Here is a 16,182-nt window from a genome sequence, read left to right as displayed (position 1 = left end):
TCAATCCTTCTTCATCATTTTTTCAACTTCTTCTGCGGCCTGGGAAAATAGATCTGACAGCTCATCCAGCTCAGCATATGAAATCGTGAACGGCGGGGCGATGATGACGGCGTCTCCTTCCCCGCTGTCAATACCGGGCTTTGCAGGGTAAATAAGCAGGCCCCGTTTTTTTGCCGCTTTAATGATTTTTTCGGTGAAGGCCTGTTTTTTCGAAAAAACGTCCTTCGTCGTTTTATCCTTAACGAATTCAACCCCGATCAGGAGGCCTTTACCGCGGACATCCCCAATCACCCCGCTGCGCTCTTTGATTTCTTCTAATTTCCGTTTCAGCATTACGCCTTTCTCCTCTGACTGCCGAAGCAGCTCGTGTTTCTTAACATAGCGAAGCACTTCAAGCGCCGCTCTTGCACAGTATGGGTTGGCACTGTACGTATGTCCGCTCATAATGACCCCGGAGCCCCGCTTGATCGTTTCAACGATGTCATCAGACGCAACAGCTGCCGCTATCGGAGCGTAACCGGCGCCTAACCCTTTTCCGAGCACCGCGATATCAGGTGCGATCCTCCAATGCTCAGAAGCAAGCATCCGCCCTGTTCTCCCGAGCCCCGTCATGACTTCATCCGCGATAAACAAAATACCGTGCCTGCGGCAGACATCCTCAAGCGCTTCATAATAATCTGCCGGCGGAGTGATGGCCGCCCCGGCTGCTCCGACAATCGGTTCTGCGACAAATCCCGCGATAAATGAGGAACCGACCCGCTGAACAGCCGTTTCCAGTTCAGCCGCCGCAGCCTTCACAAATTCCTCTCCCTGCAGCTCAGAACGATACATATTAGGCGCTGAAACGGCCGGAAACCGTTCAAGCAGTTGGGTGAAGCGGTATCTCCGTTCGTAGAATCCTGATAATGAAAGCGCTCCCAAAGTAATACCGTGATAACTGCCCCATCTTGATAGAAAGACGGATTTTTGGTATTGCCCTTTTTCCTGCCAATATTGAACGGCTATTTTCATCGCTGTTTCGACTGCCTCTGAGCCGCTGTTTACAAAAAATGACCAATTCAGCCCGCCCGGCAGATGATCGGCCAGGAATAAAGCCAGTTCTTCTGCCGGAGTACTGGTGAATTGCGAGCGATACACAAACGAAACGGAGTCAAGCTGCTCTTTTAAAGCTTGTATAATATCCTCCGTGCCGTGGCCGATATTGCAAGTGACCGCCCCCGATGCTCCGTCAAGATACTTGTTCCCCTCCTGATCATACACATATGATCCCTTTCCATGACTGACTGACGGATAATTCCCGTCAAGCTCCGGTTTGATTAAATAGCTCCCCATATCTTTCCACCTCGAAAACCCATTTGCTTCATTGTATGAACAGATGAATAACCGCATTCTTATCCTTCAGAAAGTTTTTTGCAGAAAATACCTTTCTGTAAAACAGGCTGCCGGAGATGTCCCGACAGCCTGAAGAGCGTTCTGGAAATTCTATTCCTGTTGTTGATTTTATTCTTTGCTCAGCTCATCATCACATCATTTTTGATCTGAATCAGTATAAGCAGAAAGCGGAAAATTCCCGTCTTCTTTACTGTATGGGAATCAATATTTCACACAAATGATGATTCACCTTTTGTAAAGTATACCTTTCGATAATGGGCTGTTCTCTGATTGATAAATTATTTTTTTCGATCTCAGAAAAAACAGTGTTCCAAAATCCACTGACTGCCTCTTTTGTATGATCAAGCAAGAAAACAGCGTACTTCCCTCCGGAAAATGTACCGATCCGGGCTGGTTCAGGCACATGGTCTTGATTGATAACAAGACAAACATCATAGCGGCATTTCTCTTTAGGAGTACGATTCGGATGATCTTGCGGAATTCCTAAGATGATCTTGCGGAATTCCTAAAATGACATAATGATCAAGCAGGCCATTCAATTGCGCCCAGTTTTTAAATGACTCCATCAGTTCTTTGTTTTGCTTTCCGCCATACTCTCCGACGTTTCGGAAATAAGCAATTCTTGATTCAGGTAATTCTTCAATCGTTATGTCCACATTTTCGCCCCCTCCTCCAGAAAGGTAATATGTATTAAAATGTTTTTCAAGCTGATTTTTCAGCATGGAAATAACAAAAAGCCTGCAGAAAGTGATGTTCTCTGCAGGCTGATTTTCATTATAGGATTTTTTTCAGTCTAACAAATAAAAGCCGCACCGACGATGATTAATAAAATAAACAATACCACAATCAGCACAAAAGTGCTGGTTCCGCCTCCGCAGCCGCCGTGCCCGTAACCATAGCCAAAACTGCCGCAGCCGTAGCCATATCCGTATCCGTACATACGCAGATCATCCTTTCTTCTTACGATATACGGCATTGTATGCGGGCCAACTCCCAATTGGTTTATGCGAATGCCCAACTATGTAAGAAAATAATGAAAAATTGTATGCACGCGCCGAAATCTTTTGAAGCCGAGTTTTTCATAAAAGCGGTTTACACCGTCCATCCCGGACGTCACAAGGTATACGGTTTCCATGCCGTTCAGCTTTGCCGCCGCCATCAGCTCATTCATCAATATCGATCCGTAGCCTTTTCGTTGGAATTGATCCAGAATTGCGACTTCTTCTATTTTTGCGGTTTTGTCTGCTTTGTTGATGAAAAGCTCTCCGCAGCCGATCGGAATCGTTTGCGAGGCGTCGCTGTAGCACACGACAAGCATAACCGTTCCGTCCTTATACAAAGGATATTTCCGCTCAAGCTTTTGTGCGGCCGCCGCCTCGCCAATGTAAAGGGCATCATAGATGTTCATAATAGACGACCCGTCGGCGAGGCTTTTTTCCGTCCCCCAAGCAGTGAGCGGGTGCCCGGCCTGCAGGTCTCCATTTTCCAGTTTCCTTGCAAAAAACAGCTCATCTTCCACTACGCAGCCCTGTTTTACCAGAGTTTGTTTCAGAAGAAGCGGAAACGTGTGCTCCGGAGCCGCTTTCACATGAATATAATTGGCTTGAAGCATGCCCGGAACGGACGAAAAAAACGGCAGGAGTTTGTCTAACGGAAATGTACGGTGCAGCTGAACAAAGTTATGCGAAAAAATCTGCGGCAAAAAAGGGTCCGTATATACACTGAAATGCTCGAACCTCTGAATGCCGGAAGTAAGCTCTATATACTGCTTCTCGGTTTTATCAAATTGATCGGTCATAAAAGCTCTCCTTTTCCTTACACATCCAACTGCATCTCTCAACCTTTTGTTATATTGAGATTTCTCATAATTTCATCGTACACCGGATAGAACGGCATTCCAATTGGTAATTGTTTAATTTGCTGAAAGGAAATGGGTATCGCCTTCTGTTTCGCAAAAAAGCGTTTCGCTACGTCATGACTGATCGGATGGAGAACCCCTCTCAAATAAACATAAAATCCCCGTTCAATGCGAAACAGCATTCTCCCGGGCAGATGTTGAATACAGCCCGATGTCCCCCGGCTGATCGGCGGACCGTCCGGAAACGCTTGTATTTCGTCCCGTTCTAAAGCCGGGATGCCATGCCGTTTAAATCGGTAAAAGCGAAATGCGCTATGATCAACCAGCCTTTTCTCCCCGTCTTCTATAAAATAAACATGAAACTGATCCCTGACGAGCTGAAAATTCGGAATACTGACGGAGTTCTCTTCCTCATATTGAAATAAAAACGGATCCGGAATGACGACGGTTCGCCCTTCATATAACGTATGCCAGCGCTCGTTTACAGGCTTCCTTTTATTTCGGTCAAGCTGATATACTTTCTGATCCGTCCCCTTTACAAAGGACCCGTCGATCAGGACAGACGGAAGCGATTGATACGTGTTCTGAAATGAGTGGGGTGTTTTATAGGTCGTATCCAACACTTCTTTTATCGGCAGAAATGATGTAAATGTGTTGAGCCTGCTCCAAAAAACAGAGTCTCCGTGATTCCAATGCATAACATCTTCGTCCCAAAAGCTGCCGAACTTCTCTTTCACACGCTCAAGCAATGATCTCCGGTGCATCACCGAACAGTGATCAACGAGAAAAGCGGCCTGATCAAGCACCTCTTCAGCAAAACGATAGAAGTGGAATTGTTCTGTTCCGCGCCCGTTTACATGTATCACCTTCTGGCTGGAATAGACGGCATCAAACCCGCTGCATTGATTAAGAACTTCCGCCATGCGGCTGAGCCTATCCGGATGAAATACGGTGTCGTCTGTCAAATAAGTGATGTATTCGCCTTTAGCCCGTGAAAGCGCATCATTAATCAAAACGGCATACCGGGTCGACTTCAGCCGTTCGGCAGGATTGATAAAACTGTTGTCATAATATATGCGAGGATCTTTTATATACGTACTGATGGCAGCCGAAGTTTCTTCATTTGAATGATCATCCATCACAAACAGCTCCCAATTGCTGTAGGTCTGATGCAAAACACTTTCAATCGCCTGTTTCACAAGATCCGGTTTGTTGTAACTCGTTAAGATAATTGAGATCTTCTTTTCCATCCCATCACCCCTTCTGTAAAACGTAAAAAACGGCTCCGAAAGAGACAGAGCCTGATATCCGTTATTAAAAAGCACCCCAGCTGACGATGCTTGAAATCGCGACGTTTGATCTCGTATTATTGAGCGGATTTTGAAAGACGGCCAAATCTGACAGCACTTCTTTGACAATTACGTTTTGCAGTGTGCTGCCGTTAATCAGATTGACGCGTGATACAGGAACCCCAAGCTCTTTTGCCATTACAAGCTGACGCCGCAAATCTGAATGATCTCCGGACGGCTGACGGGATAACAAAAGAAGAAGAAGCAGTACGAGCTGAAATTCCTCCTCAAAACCCCCGTGTTTTACAGTTTCTTCTGAATCCAAAGTATTCCTCTCCTTCATTTTTTAATCTATACAACGTATGTCATTCTCTTACAATCCGCATAGGCAAACAAAGCCTGATTCGAAAATTCAGCTGTTTGATTAAATATTGAAAAAAACACAAGCAAAACGGCATTCGACTTATACCAATCTCTTCAATCAGGAATATGAATAAACGTGAGGTTGAAATTGTTAAAGGAGGTGTATGTCCGCATGAGCGAGGATCGTTTGGAGCTTAAAAAGAACTTATTGAAAACTCTTTTAGCCCCTGTATTTGACAACAGCGCTTTATCTGGCGGCACAGATGGAGGAGATAACGTGAAAAACAGCGTAAAAGAATTATTGGAATCGGCAATTGATGCAAAAGTAGATGAAGCAGCGGCGAAAGACAGTCTCAGCGCACAATCAGTATTGGGAAGCGGTATTTCATTAGCGGCGAGATGGATTTTTGCAAGAATTCAGCCCGGCACTGTCATCAGCATTGTATTGGATTCAGGAGACATGATCGGCCCGGTTCAATTTGTTTCCTTTGACGAAATTCACGGAATCGTTTTTGTTACGCAGGAAAATTCCGTTACACCGGCAGGCTCTGCTACAACATTGCTTGACGTCGACAAAGTTGAAAGTGTCACGTTCACTTCGTAACAGCATATGAACGTTTTATATATCCGTTCAGGATATAAAGGCATATACACGTATTTTGACCGCTGGATCGAGGAAGGCTTTTTACGGTCTTCCGTCCGCTTTTTTTCTGTTTCTGAGTTTGAGGAAGATACCATCCGCAGTATACGGGCATTCAAACCAGACATCAGTCTGATGATGACGGGAGACCGTATTCCGTCTGAATGGCTTCAATGGCTGAAGACAGAACAGATTCCCGTTTATCTATGGATGACGGAGGATCCTTTTTATTTCGATGTGAGCATGACAATCGCCCCGCTTGCCGATGCCGTTTTAACGATAGAACAAAACGCGCTTGATGCTTACCGGCAAATGGGCTTACAGCACGTATATTATGTCCCGATCCCCGTTAATCAGCGGCTTTTTAAGAAACAACCTGCTGAAGCCTCTCTTCACACAAATCTGCTTCTGATCGGATACCCGTATCCGAACCGCGTTGAACTGGTGAAAGCAGCGGCGAAGCTTCCGTATACGCTTCGTATTATCGGGAAGGGATGGCGCAGACATCTGCCTAAAAAAATCGCCAGGCAGCAAAATGTGCTCGTAATGGATGAATGGATTGAACCCGAACATGCCGCATTATATTACAACAGCGCAGACGTGGTCTTAAACCCTCACCGTTCTTATCGGTTTGCGCTCAATCAGAACGGACGCGGCATCGAAAATACCAGTTTAAATACGAGAAGCTTAGACATTGCGGCTTGTCAGGCCTTTCAGCTGACAGACCTTTCTCCCGCGCCCCCGTTTTCATCATTTGTTTCTTACAGCGGGTTTGCGGATTTTGCGGATAAGATCCATTTTTATATGACAAACCCGGGTGAACGTAAACAAATCGCGGCGCTTAATTACCAAGAGACAGTACCGGCGTACACGTATGACCGGCTGCCGGCTGTGCTTGCGGCTATCCGTTCCAGGACTTTCTCATGAAACGCTCTTCACATCAAAAAAAGCAGCTTTGATAAGCTGCTTTTTTCATGTTTATTTTCCGCTTCTGTCAGTCAGTTTTCTCGGGTCAACCTGTTTATTGACCTGCGGGTGAAAGCCGATTTTATCAGCGATTCTTTCCCAAGGCACCATTTTAAAATTTTGATTCACTTTTTGGCCGTGATCTATATTTTCTCCATCTTGTGCGACAAAAAGGCCGAACGGATATTCAGGCCCCAGCCCGAAACCCAGAACGTCAATTCCGTCTGTATCGCTTGTGCCGTCTGTTTCAGGCCCGTCTGTTATCTGAAAGTCCGCAACATATTTGTTCTGTCCCTGTCTTTCATAAATCGCATAGCTGCTGTTACCCTGGCTTGAGGCAAGCAGATAACCTTTCCCGTCAGCAGCGTAGTAAATCGTCAGTCCTTCAATATCAGGGGTTAAATGCCTGCCGTCGGCACGATCGATCACCGTTCCGTTACTGCCGCCGTCCGGCTCAGCGCTGAACTTCCAGATGGCCTCATCTTCTTCTGCGATATAAAGACTGCCGTATTCATCGTCTGCTGCCATCCCTTCTGTCTGAGAATTCATTTTAAACGCCCTTACCTTTTTGCCGGATATGTATCCATTTTTATCCGCATTTAATTCGTATTGTTCAAATTCGCCTTCTTTCCCTGTCACCATCGCGTAATATTTTCCTGTTTTTTGACTGTGGTACAAGCTGAAACCGTATACTTCATCAATTGCTGATGCAATCGGGCGGTCTGGATCTGTAATGCTTTGTAATGTGCCGTTTTTCCCGTCAATGGCGTAAATCTCAATGGTATTCTTTCCTTCAGACCGATTGGATGCCGCCGCAATATCGACTTTTTTTCCGTTCAACGGAAAATCATAGCGGATATCAACATTGTTCAGCTTCCCGGTATGATAGGAATGAAGCGTCTTTCCCTCTAGGCTGTACACGACTAAGCCTGATTTTTTATTGGTTGTGATCAATTTGCTGTTCTGAGGATTCTTGGGGTCCAGCCAAATCGCAGGATCATCAGCTGCATCACCGGCTGTATCAACCGGCTCCGTTTCCGCCGCCGCATTCACGGTAAAGTGATAAGGATCAGACAGCTTATGCTTGGCCTGGGAAGAAACCGCACCGCATGTGAGCATCAATCCGGCTGCCGCGGTTAACAAAAGTGTTTTTGAATGATTCATTTTCCTTCCTCCTTTTAATGAACGTTCACTTTAATTGTAAAATACATACAGGAAGTTCAGTGTTAAGTTTTTGTGAAGATTGTCCGCATGTGAGAATTTATGGAGAGAAAAAATTGACATGAGCAAATATTTAAAATGAATATTTAGTACAATGTTTTATTTGTATTTCTATTCTATTAATCGGATAAAGCGATATGAAAGCGCATCAGATTAATGTTTTTCTCTAATTTTTGATTTATTGGTTTCTTTCATTAACTCGCTGAAATTGTTCAACATATGATGCATGGTAGAGAAACGAGAGTTGGAGGATAAGCCATGCCTAAACAGCAAGCAGTAGAGCTACAACCGTTTTTTCACGATAAAACTGTTCTCGTCACCGGCGGGACAGGGTCAATCGGAAGCCAAATTGTAAAACGCCTTTTGCTCTTAACCCCTAAAGAAGTCATTGTGTTCAGTAAAGATGACAGCAAACAATATGTGATGAAACAAAAATACGCGGATGAACAAAGACTGTCGTTTGTGCTCGGCGATGTTCGTGACTACAGAAGAGTCAACCAAGTGATGAAAGGTGTTGATATTGTCTTTCACACAGCTGCGCTGAAGCAGGTTCCGACATGTGAGGATAATCCCTTTGAAGCCATTCAAACCAACCTTATCGGCGGACAAAATGTCGCAGAAGCCGCTTTGCTGCAAGAGGTGACGCATGTGATTAATATCAGTACCGATAAAGCCGTTTCCCCGGTAAACACAATGGGAGCTACGAAGCTGTTGTCCGAAAAGCTGTTTCATCAGGCAAATCATCATGTTCAAAACCGCGGTACGGTGTTTTGTTCGGTCCGCTTCGGCAATGTGCTCGGTTCACGCGGTTCCGTTATTCCTATTTTATTTGAGCAGTTGATGGCAGGCGGTCCGCTCACCATTACGGATAAAAACATGACGAGGTTTTTTATGTCGATTGATGACGCCGCAACGCTCACCCTGCAATCTGCGGCGATCACAAAGGGCGGAGAAACGTTTATTTTTAAAATGGAGTCCCTGAGGCTCGAAGAACTGCTTCACGGGTTTGAAGAATATGCGTTCCGGCACGGGCTGCCGCGCCCCGCCGCTGTTGAAGTGGGAAAACGCCCCGGTGAGAAGCTTCATGAAGAACTGACCTCTCCTCATGAGACGGAATCTTTATATGAATGGGGCAATCTGTACGCAATATTGCCGGAACCCGCCAAACATCCGGAATTTCGGAAGGTCAATCTCCCCAGATATCAATCCGATCAGGCGCCGCTCATCACAAAAGACACAATCGTAAAGATTATTGAACGATTACATGAAGAAAAAAAACATAGAAAAAAGGCCTGTCTGATAGGCAGGCCTCATTGCTGAGCTCTATTTTTCAAATAAATGCAGACAGGCTTCATAGCCCTCTTCCTTCAGCTTGTCTTTCGGAATAAACCGGAGTGCCGCAGAGTTAATGCAATAACGGAGACCGCTTGGCCCCGGACCGTCATTAAATACGTGGCCTAAGTGGGAATCAGCTGTTTTGCTTCTCACTTCCGTCCGGATCATCCCGTGGCTTGTGTCCAGTTTTTCGTCAACCTCTTCTTCTTCAATTGGTTTTGTAAAACTGGGCCAGCCGCAATGAGAATCGAATTTATCCAGAGAAGTAAACAAGGGCTTTCCCGATACGATATCAACATACAGCCCCTCTTCTTTGTGATCCCAGAATTCATTTTGAAACGGCGGCTCCGTTCCGTTATTTTGCGTGACTTCATATTGCATGCGGTTTAATGATTTGATTTTTTCTTCTTTATTAAAAGCCATCTTATCTGTCCCTCCAATGCTCATCCAGAAAGCCTTGACGTCCGGAACCTACACGGTAGCGCCCGTAGTGATCAGGATTTTTCTTATAAAAGTGCTGATGATAGCCTTCCGCTTCATAAAAAGGCTCAGCCTTTAAAATGTCTGTCACGATCGGCTTTTTAAATATGCCGCTTTCTTCAAGCTGTTTTTTTGAGGCTTCAGCGATTTGTTTTTGTTCATCGTTATGGTAATATATCGCCGCCCGATATGAACTTCCGCGGTCTGCAAACTGGCCGCCTGCATCAGTCGGGTCGATCTGCTGCCAAAACAGCTCGACAAGCTTTTCATACGGATAAATGTCAGGTTGAAATGTGATTTGAACGGCTTCTCTGTGTCCGGTCGTTTCACTGCACACTTCTTCGTAAGTCGGATTCTCAGTATGGCCTCCTGTATAGCCGGACACCACCTTTTCAATTCCGGGCTGTTCGTCAAACGGCTTCACCATGCACCAAAAACAGCCGCCTGCAAATGTGGCGATTTCTTTTTTTTCTGACATACGGGTGCCCTCCTTTGTTCATACGTGGTATTATTATATTATAGCATGTATAAACAGAATAAAAATAATTCTGCTTTCAGGGGAAGCTAAACGAATGCCACGCTGACTACATATTGGAGGTTCATGATTTGAAAGTAAGGACACAAATGATGTATGATATGGAAGCTTTGCTTCGAAAAGTGTTTAAACAAATCAGAAATGAAGTTAATGAAATTCTAGATAAAGAGCTGTCCAGGAACGAATTCACCATTTTGCGGATTCTCAGTGAACAAGGGCCTAAAAAAGTAACGGAATTCGCCCCCATTCTTGAGGTCTCCGCAAGCCACATTACCGCAGTGACCGACGCTTTAGTAGAAAAGGAATGGATCACCCGCATCCGTTCCAAAGAGGACAGGCGAATTATCAGAATCCATATTACGGAAGCCGGGGAGAAAATTGTCGATCATTTCAACCAGAAAAAAACAGAATACTTTTTTAAACGGTTTGACTGCTACTCTGATGAAGAGCTCGCAACGTTAATCAAACTGTTCAGCAAGCTGGACAAAAAACGCTGACACGAAAAAACACAAATCCCTGAAAGGATCTGTGTTTTTTTTATGAAAACTTATTGTTTCGGATGATAATAGGAAAATTCAATTTCATCCGTGTCGAGATTGATTTTATCCGCTTTTACATACATGCCGTTGTCTAAAGGCATTTCCGACAGACGGATCTCGATGCTTTTATCCCCGGAATGAACGTGCACAAATGACGGGAGTTCATAAAAGCTGTCCATATAATTCAGCACAAAGCTGATCGGCAGACTTAATTCGCCTAATGAAAATTTCGTCACTTTCAAAATCACATCTCCGTTCTCCTGTACGGACGGTTCAAAAGTGACGACCGCGTTAATGGAGGTTGAGAATGCTTTGATTTTACCTGCCACGTGCACATCGTTATTGATGTCCACTTTGTAGTCAAGCTGATTCGATGCCTTCTCTTTTAAGTACGCATTCACAAACCTGGCAAGAGATTCTTTGGAGCTTGTGATATGAAAGCCGTACTCACTTTTTGTCTGATCTTGTATTTTCGCCTGCTCTCCCGGCATAACCAATAATGTCACAATTACCGCGGCGGCAATCACATTGAGTGCGAGAAGAACAAAAAACAGCGATTTCCACTTTTTCATCATTTCACCCTATTCTGCTGGTAACCCTTGTTTTTCAATGATGCCGTACAATCGATCGGCGATGAGTGCATACCCTTTTGCGTTCGGATGAAAATCATCATCCTTTGAAATCTGTCTGCTGCCGCTTTTTTGACTGAACAAGTCTTCAACATTCACCGCGGCGGCGTGGGGATCTTTTTCCAGCTCTTTTGCGGCGATCTTGTTCCAATCCGTTACAACCCCATTAATTTCTTTTAATTCAGGCAGCGTAAACGTGAATGGGTTATACATGCTGACATACACCAGCTCTGCGTTTTCATTATATTTGCGGATTTTTGAAACGATCGCCTTGAATCGTTTCTCAAAAGGTTTCTCTTCCTTTTGGAACGGCTGAACCGTCAGCTGCATCATATTCTGGCGGAGCACCTTCATTAAGTCATTGCCGCCGATGGTAAAAAAGATATAGTCGGCGCTCTTTAATGATTTCTGAACTTTTTTATTATCAAGCTTTTCCAGCAGGTCCGACGTTTTGTCCCCCTGCACCGCATAATTTTTAATATCTACCGTTTTCACATGTCCCTTTTTCTTAAGAGACTCCGCTGCCCTGCCGACGTATCCTGAACCGTCAGGATCTCCTACTCCTTCAGTCAATGAATCACCGACCGCAGCTATGACAATATGATCTTTCGTTTTCGGTTCTTCAGTGTCAGAACCGGTGCGCTGGACAGAACATGCTGATAAAAGCAAAGCCAGTCCGGCGATCAATGAGAACATTCGCAGCTTCAATCTGGTTGCTCCTTCCCCGTCTTACTAGTGGAAAGTGTAACATGTTTTTTCAGATTTGAAAATGTCTAATCTGCCAGTTTACTTGAGCTCCTCAGCCGCTTTGACATCTGACAGGATATCATCATACGGAACTTTCTGCACGCCGTCATAATCTTTAAGCACCTTCCCGTCAGGTCCGACTAAATAAAAAGAGGTTTTATGTATGACCTGGTCCTCTCCCTCCGGCTTTTTGACGATTGATTTAAAGCTGTTCAGCGCAAAATCTTCAATGTCCTTTTGGCTGTAACCGGTCAGAAAATCCCAGTTGCGAAGCGAAAGCGGATATTTGGAAGCAAATGCTTTCAGCTGTTTCGGCGTATCATTTTCAGGATCTACACTGAACGACACAATCCGCACGTCCAGGTTCTCAGCCTTCAGTTTTTTTTGCAGTTCGGTCATGTGAGCCGTCATCGGCGGACAGACTGAATTACAGTTTGTAAACATAAAATCGGCAATCCAGACATGCCCCTTCAGGCTTTTCAGTGACACTGTTTTTCCGTCTTGGTTTTGATATGAAAACGGTTCAATCTGATAGTTCAGCGGGTCTTTTATCGTTTTTCCCCCGCAGGCGCACAAGAGCAGCAAACAAAAGACGGCAGCGAAGATTTTCATTTTTTTCATTTCCATTCCTCCCATGGATAAAACGCTTACAGCATTCATCATAAAAAAATTCCCGCACCCTCCCTTATCAAAAGGAAGGCGCTAAGGAATATGCACCGTTAAGCGTTATGTTTTAAAATCTCTTGGTTGAAAACGGCCTCGTAATCTTTCCACTTCATACGGCGCTTGACATATTGTCGGAATGAATACACTGTTCTCACACTTTGTGAAGCAAAAACTTCTCTCAAATAAAGCTCAAGGTGCTGATGAATTTGAAAAAAATAATGTTCACCTTCCGTGACAACCGGTATTTCTGTCACTTTTACCTGAATCCCGTCCTGTCGTTTGAACTCTAGGCTTTTGAGTAACAAGATATCAATCCTTCTTTTTCGATTGTTTTCTTTTTATTATATACAATCTGAGAAAGCGTGTCTGTCATTTTGCGCGGCCGTTCTAAAAAAAGTCAGATTAACAGGTGGAACAGATCCTGATCTTTATTCACCTCTACGTAATGAAATCCTTTTTGATTCATCCGGGCAATGAGCGCGCCGTAATCTTCCCGATGCTTGAGCTCAATGCCGACCAATGCGGGGCCGCTGCTTTTGTTATTTTTTTTCGTGTATTCAAACCGGGTGATGTCATCATCAGGCCCGAGCACTTCATCAAGGTATTCGCGAAGCGCTCCCGCCCTTTGCGGGAAATTAACGATAAAATAATGCTGCAGCCCCTCATAAATCATCGAGCGCTCCTTCATCTCCTGCATTCTGCCGATGTCGTTATTCCCTCCGCTGACCATGCAGATGACGTTTTTTCCTTTAATCTCTTCCTTGTACAGATCAAGTGCTGATACGGACAATGCACCCGCCGGCTCCGCTACGATGGCGCATTGATTATATAATTCGAGAATCGTGCTGCACACTTTTCCTTCCGGGACAAGCACAACGTCATCGACGACGGTTTCGAGCGTTTGAAAGGTTTCGGCGCCGATTTTTTTTACGGCCGCCCCATCGACAAATTTATCAATTTTCTCAAGTTCAACCACTTGTCCGGCTTTTTTCGATTCAAAATAGGAGGCTGCGCCCTTCGGCTCTACCGCTATGATTTTTGTATCCGGCGAGATGTTTTTCATGTACGTGCCGAGCCCGGACAGGAGTCCTCCTCCCCCTACGCTTGCAAAAAGAAAATGCGGTTCAACGTCAATGTCATTTAAAATTTCGATGGCAGCCGTTCCCTGTCCGGCCATGACATCGGGATCGTCAAACGGATGGATAAACGTGCGGTTTTCTTTTTCACAGCATTCCGCAGAACTCTTATACGCATCATCGAAAGTGTCACCCGTCAATATGATTTCAACAAATTCTTTTCCGAACAGTTCCACTTGGGATACTTTCTGTCTCGGTGTGGTTGACGGCATAAAAATCTTGCCGTGAATGCCGAGGTGTTTGCATGAAAACGCAACCCCCTGCGCATGGTTTCCCGCACTTGCGCATACAATTCCGTTTTCAGTCTGCTCTTTTGAGAGCTGCCTCATTTTATTATAAGCCCCTCTGAGCTTAAATGACCTGACCACCTGCAGGTCTTCTCTTTTCAAATAGATATTGCAGCCATACCTCTCAGAAAGTCTGTCATTCCTCTGCAAAGGCGTATGGATCACAACGTCCTTTACGTTTTGGTGCGCTTTTAAAATGTCTTTTACCTGGATGAGAGAGTCTTCTTTAAGCAACGGTTTCATTTACAGAGTCCTTTCTTATTTAAATCCCTATTTAATATGCCATTATAACATGAATATTCAAACAATAAGATAATTATTTTAATTTCGTAAATAAAAATAAATAAACCGATACAAGAGAAAAAGATATTTTCGATCGCACAAACGTGTTATACTTAAACCAATTAGAACCAAAAGGAGCCAATTCATGAGTGTAATTGAACAAACTGATCCTTTTTATCAACTAGCCGGCGAACATCACACCTTTTCACAAGCGAAACGATTGGCCTCGCAATTTGCCTTATCTGATTTTCCGGTCTTCATAACAGGTGAAGTCGGAACCGGAAAAAAACAAATGGCCAGAGCGATCCACCATAAATCCCGCAGAAACAGCGAACTATTTATTACCGTTCACTGCAGCCAAAGCGAAGAGCGGCTCGAGTATGAACTGTTCGGCGCTGAAGGCGCATTAAACAGGGCCCGCCGCGGAACATTATTCTTATATGAAATCGGAGACATGCCGCTTTCGGTACAGGCCCGCCTTCTTTCCGAGCTGGACGCCGGGCTTTCCGCCCGCATCATTGCAAGCAGCACGGCGGATCTTGGCGATACCGGCGCAGAAAATACGTTCAGCCAAGATTTATTTTACAGGCTTCACGTGTTATGCCTTCCGCTCCCTGCTTTATCTGAACGAAAAAGCGATATACCGCTTCTTTTGCAGCATATGCTGACAGCCACGGGGCAGCATGTTCATATCGATCCGTCCGTTTATCCGCTGTTTGAGCGGCACACCTTTAACGGCAACATCAGAGAACTTCAAAATGCGGCGTACTATATGGCCGCGGCAGCATCCGGCAGCACGATTTATCCCGATGATGTCCCGCTGTATATCAAAAACAGCCAGAAAGCGAAAACAGCTAAGAAAAAAGAAAAACGGCTGACATTGATGGAGAAAGAAGAGTTTTTGTTTATTTTGGAATCAATTAAAGACTTAAATACAAAGGGCGAACCCGCCAGCAGACGGAGCATATCCGAATTAAGCGAAAACAGCACAATGACATTATCGCCCCAGCAGGTCAGAAACAGGCTTGATTACTTAGAAAAGATGAACTATGTGACAAAAGGCCGAGGACGCGCAGGAACAAAAATTACATTAGAAGGGTTGAGCTTTTTGCAGTCACTGCAAAAACAAATCCTTTAAAAAGGAGGACATTTGATTGTTCACAATAAAAGAAGAAATCGCAAATGCCGTCACACACGGAATCGGTGTATTGCTGTCGATTCCGGCGCTTATTTTTCTCATTATCTTCGCGGTGAAATACGGCTCGCCGACAGACATCGTCAGCTTTTCAATCTTCGGCGCTTCAATGCTGCTGCTGTATCTCAGCTCGACTCTTTTGCACAGCATTCAGCACAAAAAAACGAAAGACATTCTTGAGATTGTGGATCATTCCGCGATATACGTATTAATAGCCGGAACATATACGCCATTTTTATTAGGACCCCTTAAAGGGGCGCTCGGTCTGACCCTTTTAATTATTGTTTGGTCGCTTGCCATCGGAGGCATCGTGTTTAAAATCTTTTTCGTAAAGCGGTTTATCATTTTTTCAACGCTTGTCTATTTAATGATGGGCTGGCTGATCATCATCGCCATTAAACCGCTGTACGCTTCGCTGTCAGGCCCCGGTTTCGGCCTTCTTCTTTTCGGCGGCTTATTGTATTCAGCCGGCACAATATTTTATATTTGGAGAAAGGTTCCGTATCATCACGCCATTTGGCACAGTTTTGTTTTAGGCGGCAGCGCCTCGATGTTTTTCTGTATTTTGTTTTATTGCGTCAAAGTTCCCTTTATCTGAAATAAAAAAGCACAGCCTCTCGTA

At 44.7% G+C, this 16,182-nt stretch carries 19 protein-coding genes and 1 pseudogene; 6 read left to right on the top strand and 14 right to left on the bottom strand.

Annotated elements, in window-relative coordinates:
• The 6 genes and pseudogenes from OVA33_RS14315 to cgeC all read right to left on the bottom strand — a co-directional run bounded on the left by OVA33_RS14315 (position 1) and on the right by cgeC (position 4,864).
• A complete protein-coding gene (locus OVA33_RS14315) occupies positions 1-1,332 on the bottom strand; it encodes an aspartate aminotransferase family protein (protein WP_021493926.1) in 1,332 nt (443 codons plus the stop codon).
• 247 nt (positions 1,333-1,579) lie between these two features.
• Positions 1,580-2,048 (bottom strand): annotated as a pseudogene (locus OVA33_RS14310) (AraC family transcriptional regulator).
• A 137-nt stretch (positions 2,049-2,185) separates the two neighbouring features.
• Positions 2,186-2,332: a YjcZ family sporulation protein gene (locus OVA33_RS14305; RefSeq protein ID WP_014418145.1), complete on the bottom strand. Its 147-nt coding sequence runs from the start codon at positions 2,330-2,332 to the stop codon at positions 2,186-2,188.
• Between the two features lie 78 nt (positions 2,333-2,410).
• A complete protein-coding gene (locus tag OVA33_RS14300; protein ID WP_025649775.1) occupies positions 2,411-3,190 on the bottom strand; it encodes a GNAT family N-acetyltransferase in 780 nt (259 codons plus the stop codon).
• A 38-nt stretch (positions 3,191-3,228) separates the two neighbouring features.
• Positions 3,229-4,500, bottom strand: a complete 1,272-nt coding sequence (locus tag OVA33_RS14295; protein ID WP_025649776.1) for a glycosyltransferase family 2 protein — start codon at positions 4,498-4,500, stop codon at positions 3,229-3,231.
• Between the two features lie 64 nt (positions 4,501-4,564).
• Positions 4,565-4,864: a spore maturation protein CgeC gene (gene cgeC / locus OVA33_RS14290; protein ID WP_007407929.1), complete on the bottom strand. Its 300-nt coding sequence runs from the start codon at positions 4,862-4,864 to the stop codon at positions 4,565-4,567.
• Between the two features lie 210 nt (positions 4,865-5,074).
• Between cgeC and OVA33_RS14285 the strand changes: the two genes are divergently transcribed.
• The gene (locus OVA33_RS14285) at positions 5,075-5,506 is read left to right on the top strand and encodes a hypothetical protein (RefSeq protein ID WP_017417995.1); all 432 of its coding nucleotides are present in this window, start codon (positions 5,075-5,077) and stop codon (positions 5,504-5,506) included.
• A 6-nt stretch (positions 5,507-5,512) separates the two neighbouring features.
• Positions 5,513-6,469, top strand: a complete 957-nt coding sequence (locus OVA33_RS14280) for a CgeB family protein (protein WP_017417996.1) — start codon at positions 5,513-5,515, stop codon at positions 6,467-6,469.
• A gap of 51 nt (positions 6,470-6,520) precedes the next feature.
• On the opposite strand, the gene phyC is transcribed toward OVA33_RS14280, so the two are convergent.
• Positions 6,521-7,672, bottom strand: a complete 1,152-nt coding sequence (gene phyC, locus OVA33_RS14275) for a 3-phytase (protein WP_014418150.1) — start codon at positions 7,670-7,672, stop codon at positions 6,521-6,523.
• A gap of 315 nt (positions 7,673-7,987) precedes the next feature.
• Here phyC and OVA33_RS14270 point away from each other — a divergent pair, with 315 nt between their 5' ends.
• Entirely contained in the window at positions 7,988-9,049 is a 1,062-nt protein-coding gene (locus OVA33_RS14270; RefSeq protein ID WP_017417997.1) for an SDR family NAD(P)-dependent oxidoreductase, read from the top strand.
• A 3-nt stretch (positions 9,050-9,052) separates the two neighbouring features.
• Here OVA33_RS14270 and msrB read toward each other — a convergent pair whose 3' ends face one another.
• Complete coding sequence (gene msrB, locus OVA33_RS14265) at positions 9,053-9,487, bottom strand: peptide-methionine (R)-S-oxide reductase MsrB (protein ID WP_007409536.1); 435 nt, start codon at positions 9,485-9,487, stop codon at positions 9,053-9,055.
• A gap of 1 nt (position 9,488) precedes the next feature.
• Positions 9,489-10,022 (bottom strand): peptide-methionine (S)-S-oxide reductase MsrA, encoded by a 534-nt coding sequence (gene msrA / locus OVA33_RS14260; protein ID WP_003153641.1) that lies wholly within the window; start codon positions 10,020-10,022, stop codon positions 9,489-9,491.
• Between the two features lie 128 nt (positions 10,023-10,150).
• On the opposite strand from msrA, the gene OVA33_RS14255 reads away from it, so the two are divergent.
• Positions 10,151-10,576, top strand: coding sequence for a MarR family transcriptional regulator (locus tag OVA33_RS14255; RefSeq protein ID WP_003153639.1), 426 nt, complete (start codon positions 10,151-10,153; stop codon positions 10,574-10,576).
• Positions 10,577-10,626: 50 nt separating this feature from the next.
• Here the strand turns inward: OVA33_RS14255 and OVA33_RS14250 are convergent, their stop codons facing one another.
• The 5 genes from OVA33_RS14250 to ilvA form a co-directional block, all read right to left on the bottom strand.
• A complete protein-coding gene (locus OVA33_RS14250; protein WP_017417998.1) occupies positions 10,627-11,190 on the bottom strand; it encodes a YpmS family protein in 564 nt (187 codons plus the stop codon).
• Positions 11,191-11,199: 9 nt separating this feature from the next.
• A complete protein-coding gene (locus OVA33_RS14245; RefSeq protein WP_017417999.1) occupies positions 11,200-11,955 on the bottom strand; it encodes an SGNH/GDSL hydrolase family protein in 756 nt (251 codons plus the stop codon).
• Between the two features lie 78 nt (positions 11,956-12,033).
• On the bottom strand, positions 12,034-12,615 hold the full coding sequence (locus tag OVA33_RS14240; RefSeq protein ID WP_025649778.1) for an SCO family protein: 582 nt from the start codon (positions 12,613-12,615) through the stop codon (positions 12,034-12,036).
• 98 nt (positions 12,616-12,713) lie between these two features.
• Complete coding sequence (locus OVA33_RS14235; RefSeq protein WP_007409532.1) at positions 12,714-12,965, bottom strand: DUF2535 family protein; 252 nt, start codon at positions 12,963-12,965, stop codon at positions 12,714-12,716.
• Between the two features lie 92 nt (positions 12,966-13,057).
• Positions 13,058-14,326, bottom strand: coding sequence for a threonine ammonia-lyase IlvA (gene ilvA, locus OVA33_RS14230; protein WP_007612085.1), 1,269 nt, complete (start codon positions 14,324-14,326; stop codon positions 13,058-13,060).
• Between the two features lie 184 nt (positions 14,327-14,510).
• On the opposite strand from ilvA, the gene OVA33_RS14225 reads away from it, so the two are divergent.
• Positions 14,511-15,503 carry a sigma-54-dependent transcriptional regulator gene (locus OVA33_RS14225; RefSeq protein WP_017418001.1) on the top strand — a complete coding sequence of 331 codons (993 nt, stop codon included), beginning with the start codon at positions 14,511-14,513 and terminating at the stop codon, positions 15,501-15,503.
• Positions 15,504-15,519: 16 nt separating this feature from the next.
• The gene (trhA, locus tag OVA33_RS14220) at positions 15,520-16,158 is read left to right on the top strand and encodes a PAQR family membrane homeostasis protein TrhA (RefSeq protein WP_003153625.1); all 639 of its coding nucleotides are present in this window, start codon (positions 15,520-15,522) and stop codon (positions 16,156-16,158) included.
• Positions 16,159-16,182: the final 24 nt, after the last annotated feature.

Origin of the sequence: Bacillus sp. KICET-1, from assembly GCF_027721405.1 — a bacterium.
In the GTDB taxonomy this organism is placed as follows: domain Bacteria; phylum Bacillota; class Bacilli; order Bacillales; family Bacillaceae; genus Bacillus; species Bacillus velezensis.
Note: the sequence above shows the minus strand (reverse complement) of the source record. Positions and strands in the feature narration are given on the sequence as shown.

What these genes read in the sequence shown, in the direction of transcription:
- OVA33_RS14315 (WP_021493926.1), bottom strand. Translation starts at nt 1,332, where the DNA reads ATGGGGAGCTATTTAATCAAACCGGAGCTTGACGGGAATTATCCGTCA.
- OVA33_RS14305 (WP_014418145.1), bottom strand. Translation starts at nt 2,332, where the DNA reads ATGTACGGATACGGATATGGCTACGGCTGCGGCAGTTTTGGCTATGGT.
- OVA33_RS14300 (WP_025649775.1), bottom strand. Translation starts at nt 3,190, where the DNA reads ATGACCGATCAATTTGATAAAACCGAGAAGCAGTATATAGAGCTTACT.
- OVA33_RS14295 (WP_025649776.1), bottom strand. Translation starts at nt 4,500, where the DNA reads ATGGAAAAGAAGATCTCAATTATCTTAACGAGTTACAACAAACCGGAT.
- OVA33_RS14285 (WP_017417995.1), top strand. Translation starts at nt 5,075, where the DNA reads ATGAGCGAGGATCGTTTGGAGCTTAAAAAGAACTTATTGAAAACTCTT.
- OVA33_RS14280 (WP_017417996.1), top strand. Translation starts at nt 5,513, where the DNA reads ATGAACGTTTTATATATCCGTTCAGGATATAAAGGCATATACACGTAT.
- phyC (WP_014418150.1), bottom strand. Translation starts at nt 7,672, where the DNA reads ATGAATCATTCAAAAACACTTTTGTTAACCGCGGCAGCCGGATTGATG.
- OVA33_RS14270 (WP_017417997.1), top strand. Translation starts at nt 7,988, where the DNA reads ATGCCTAAACAGCAAGCAGTAGAGCTACAACCGTTTTTTCACGATAAA.
- msrB (WP_007409536.1), bottom strand. Translation starts at nt 9,487, where the DNA reads ATGGCTTTTAATAAAGAAGAAAAAATCAAATCATTAAACCGCATGCAA.
- msrA (WP_003153641.1), bottom strand. Translation starts at nt 10,022, where the DNA reads ATGTCAGAAAAAAAAGAAATCGCCACATTTGCAGGCGGCTGTTTTTGG.
- OVA33_RS14250 (WP_017417998.1), bottom strand. Translation starts at nt 11,190, where the DNA reads ATGAAAAAGTGGAAATCGCTGTTTTTTGTTCTTCTCGCACTCAATGTG.
- OVA33_RS14240 (WP_025649778.1), bottom strand. Translation starts at nt 12,615, where the DNA reads ATGAAAAAAATGAAAATCTTCGCTGCCGTCTTTTGTTTGCTGCTCTTG.
- ilvA (WP_007612085.1), bottom strand. Translation starts at nt 14,326, where the DNA reads ATGAAACCGTTGCTTAAAGAAGACTCTCTCATCCAGGTAAAAGACATT.
- OVA33_RS14225 (WP_017418001.1), top strand. Translation starts at nt 14,511, where the DNA reads ATGAGTGTAATTGAACAAACTGATCCTTTTTATCAACTAGCCGGCGAA.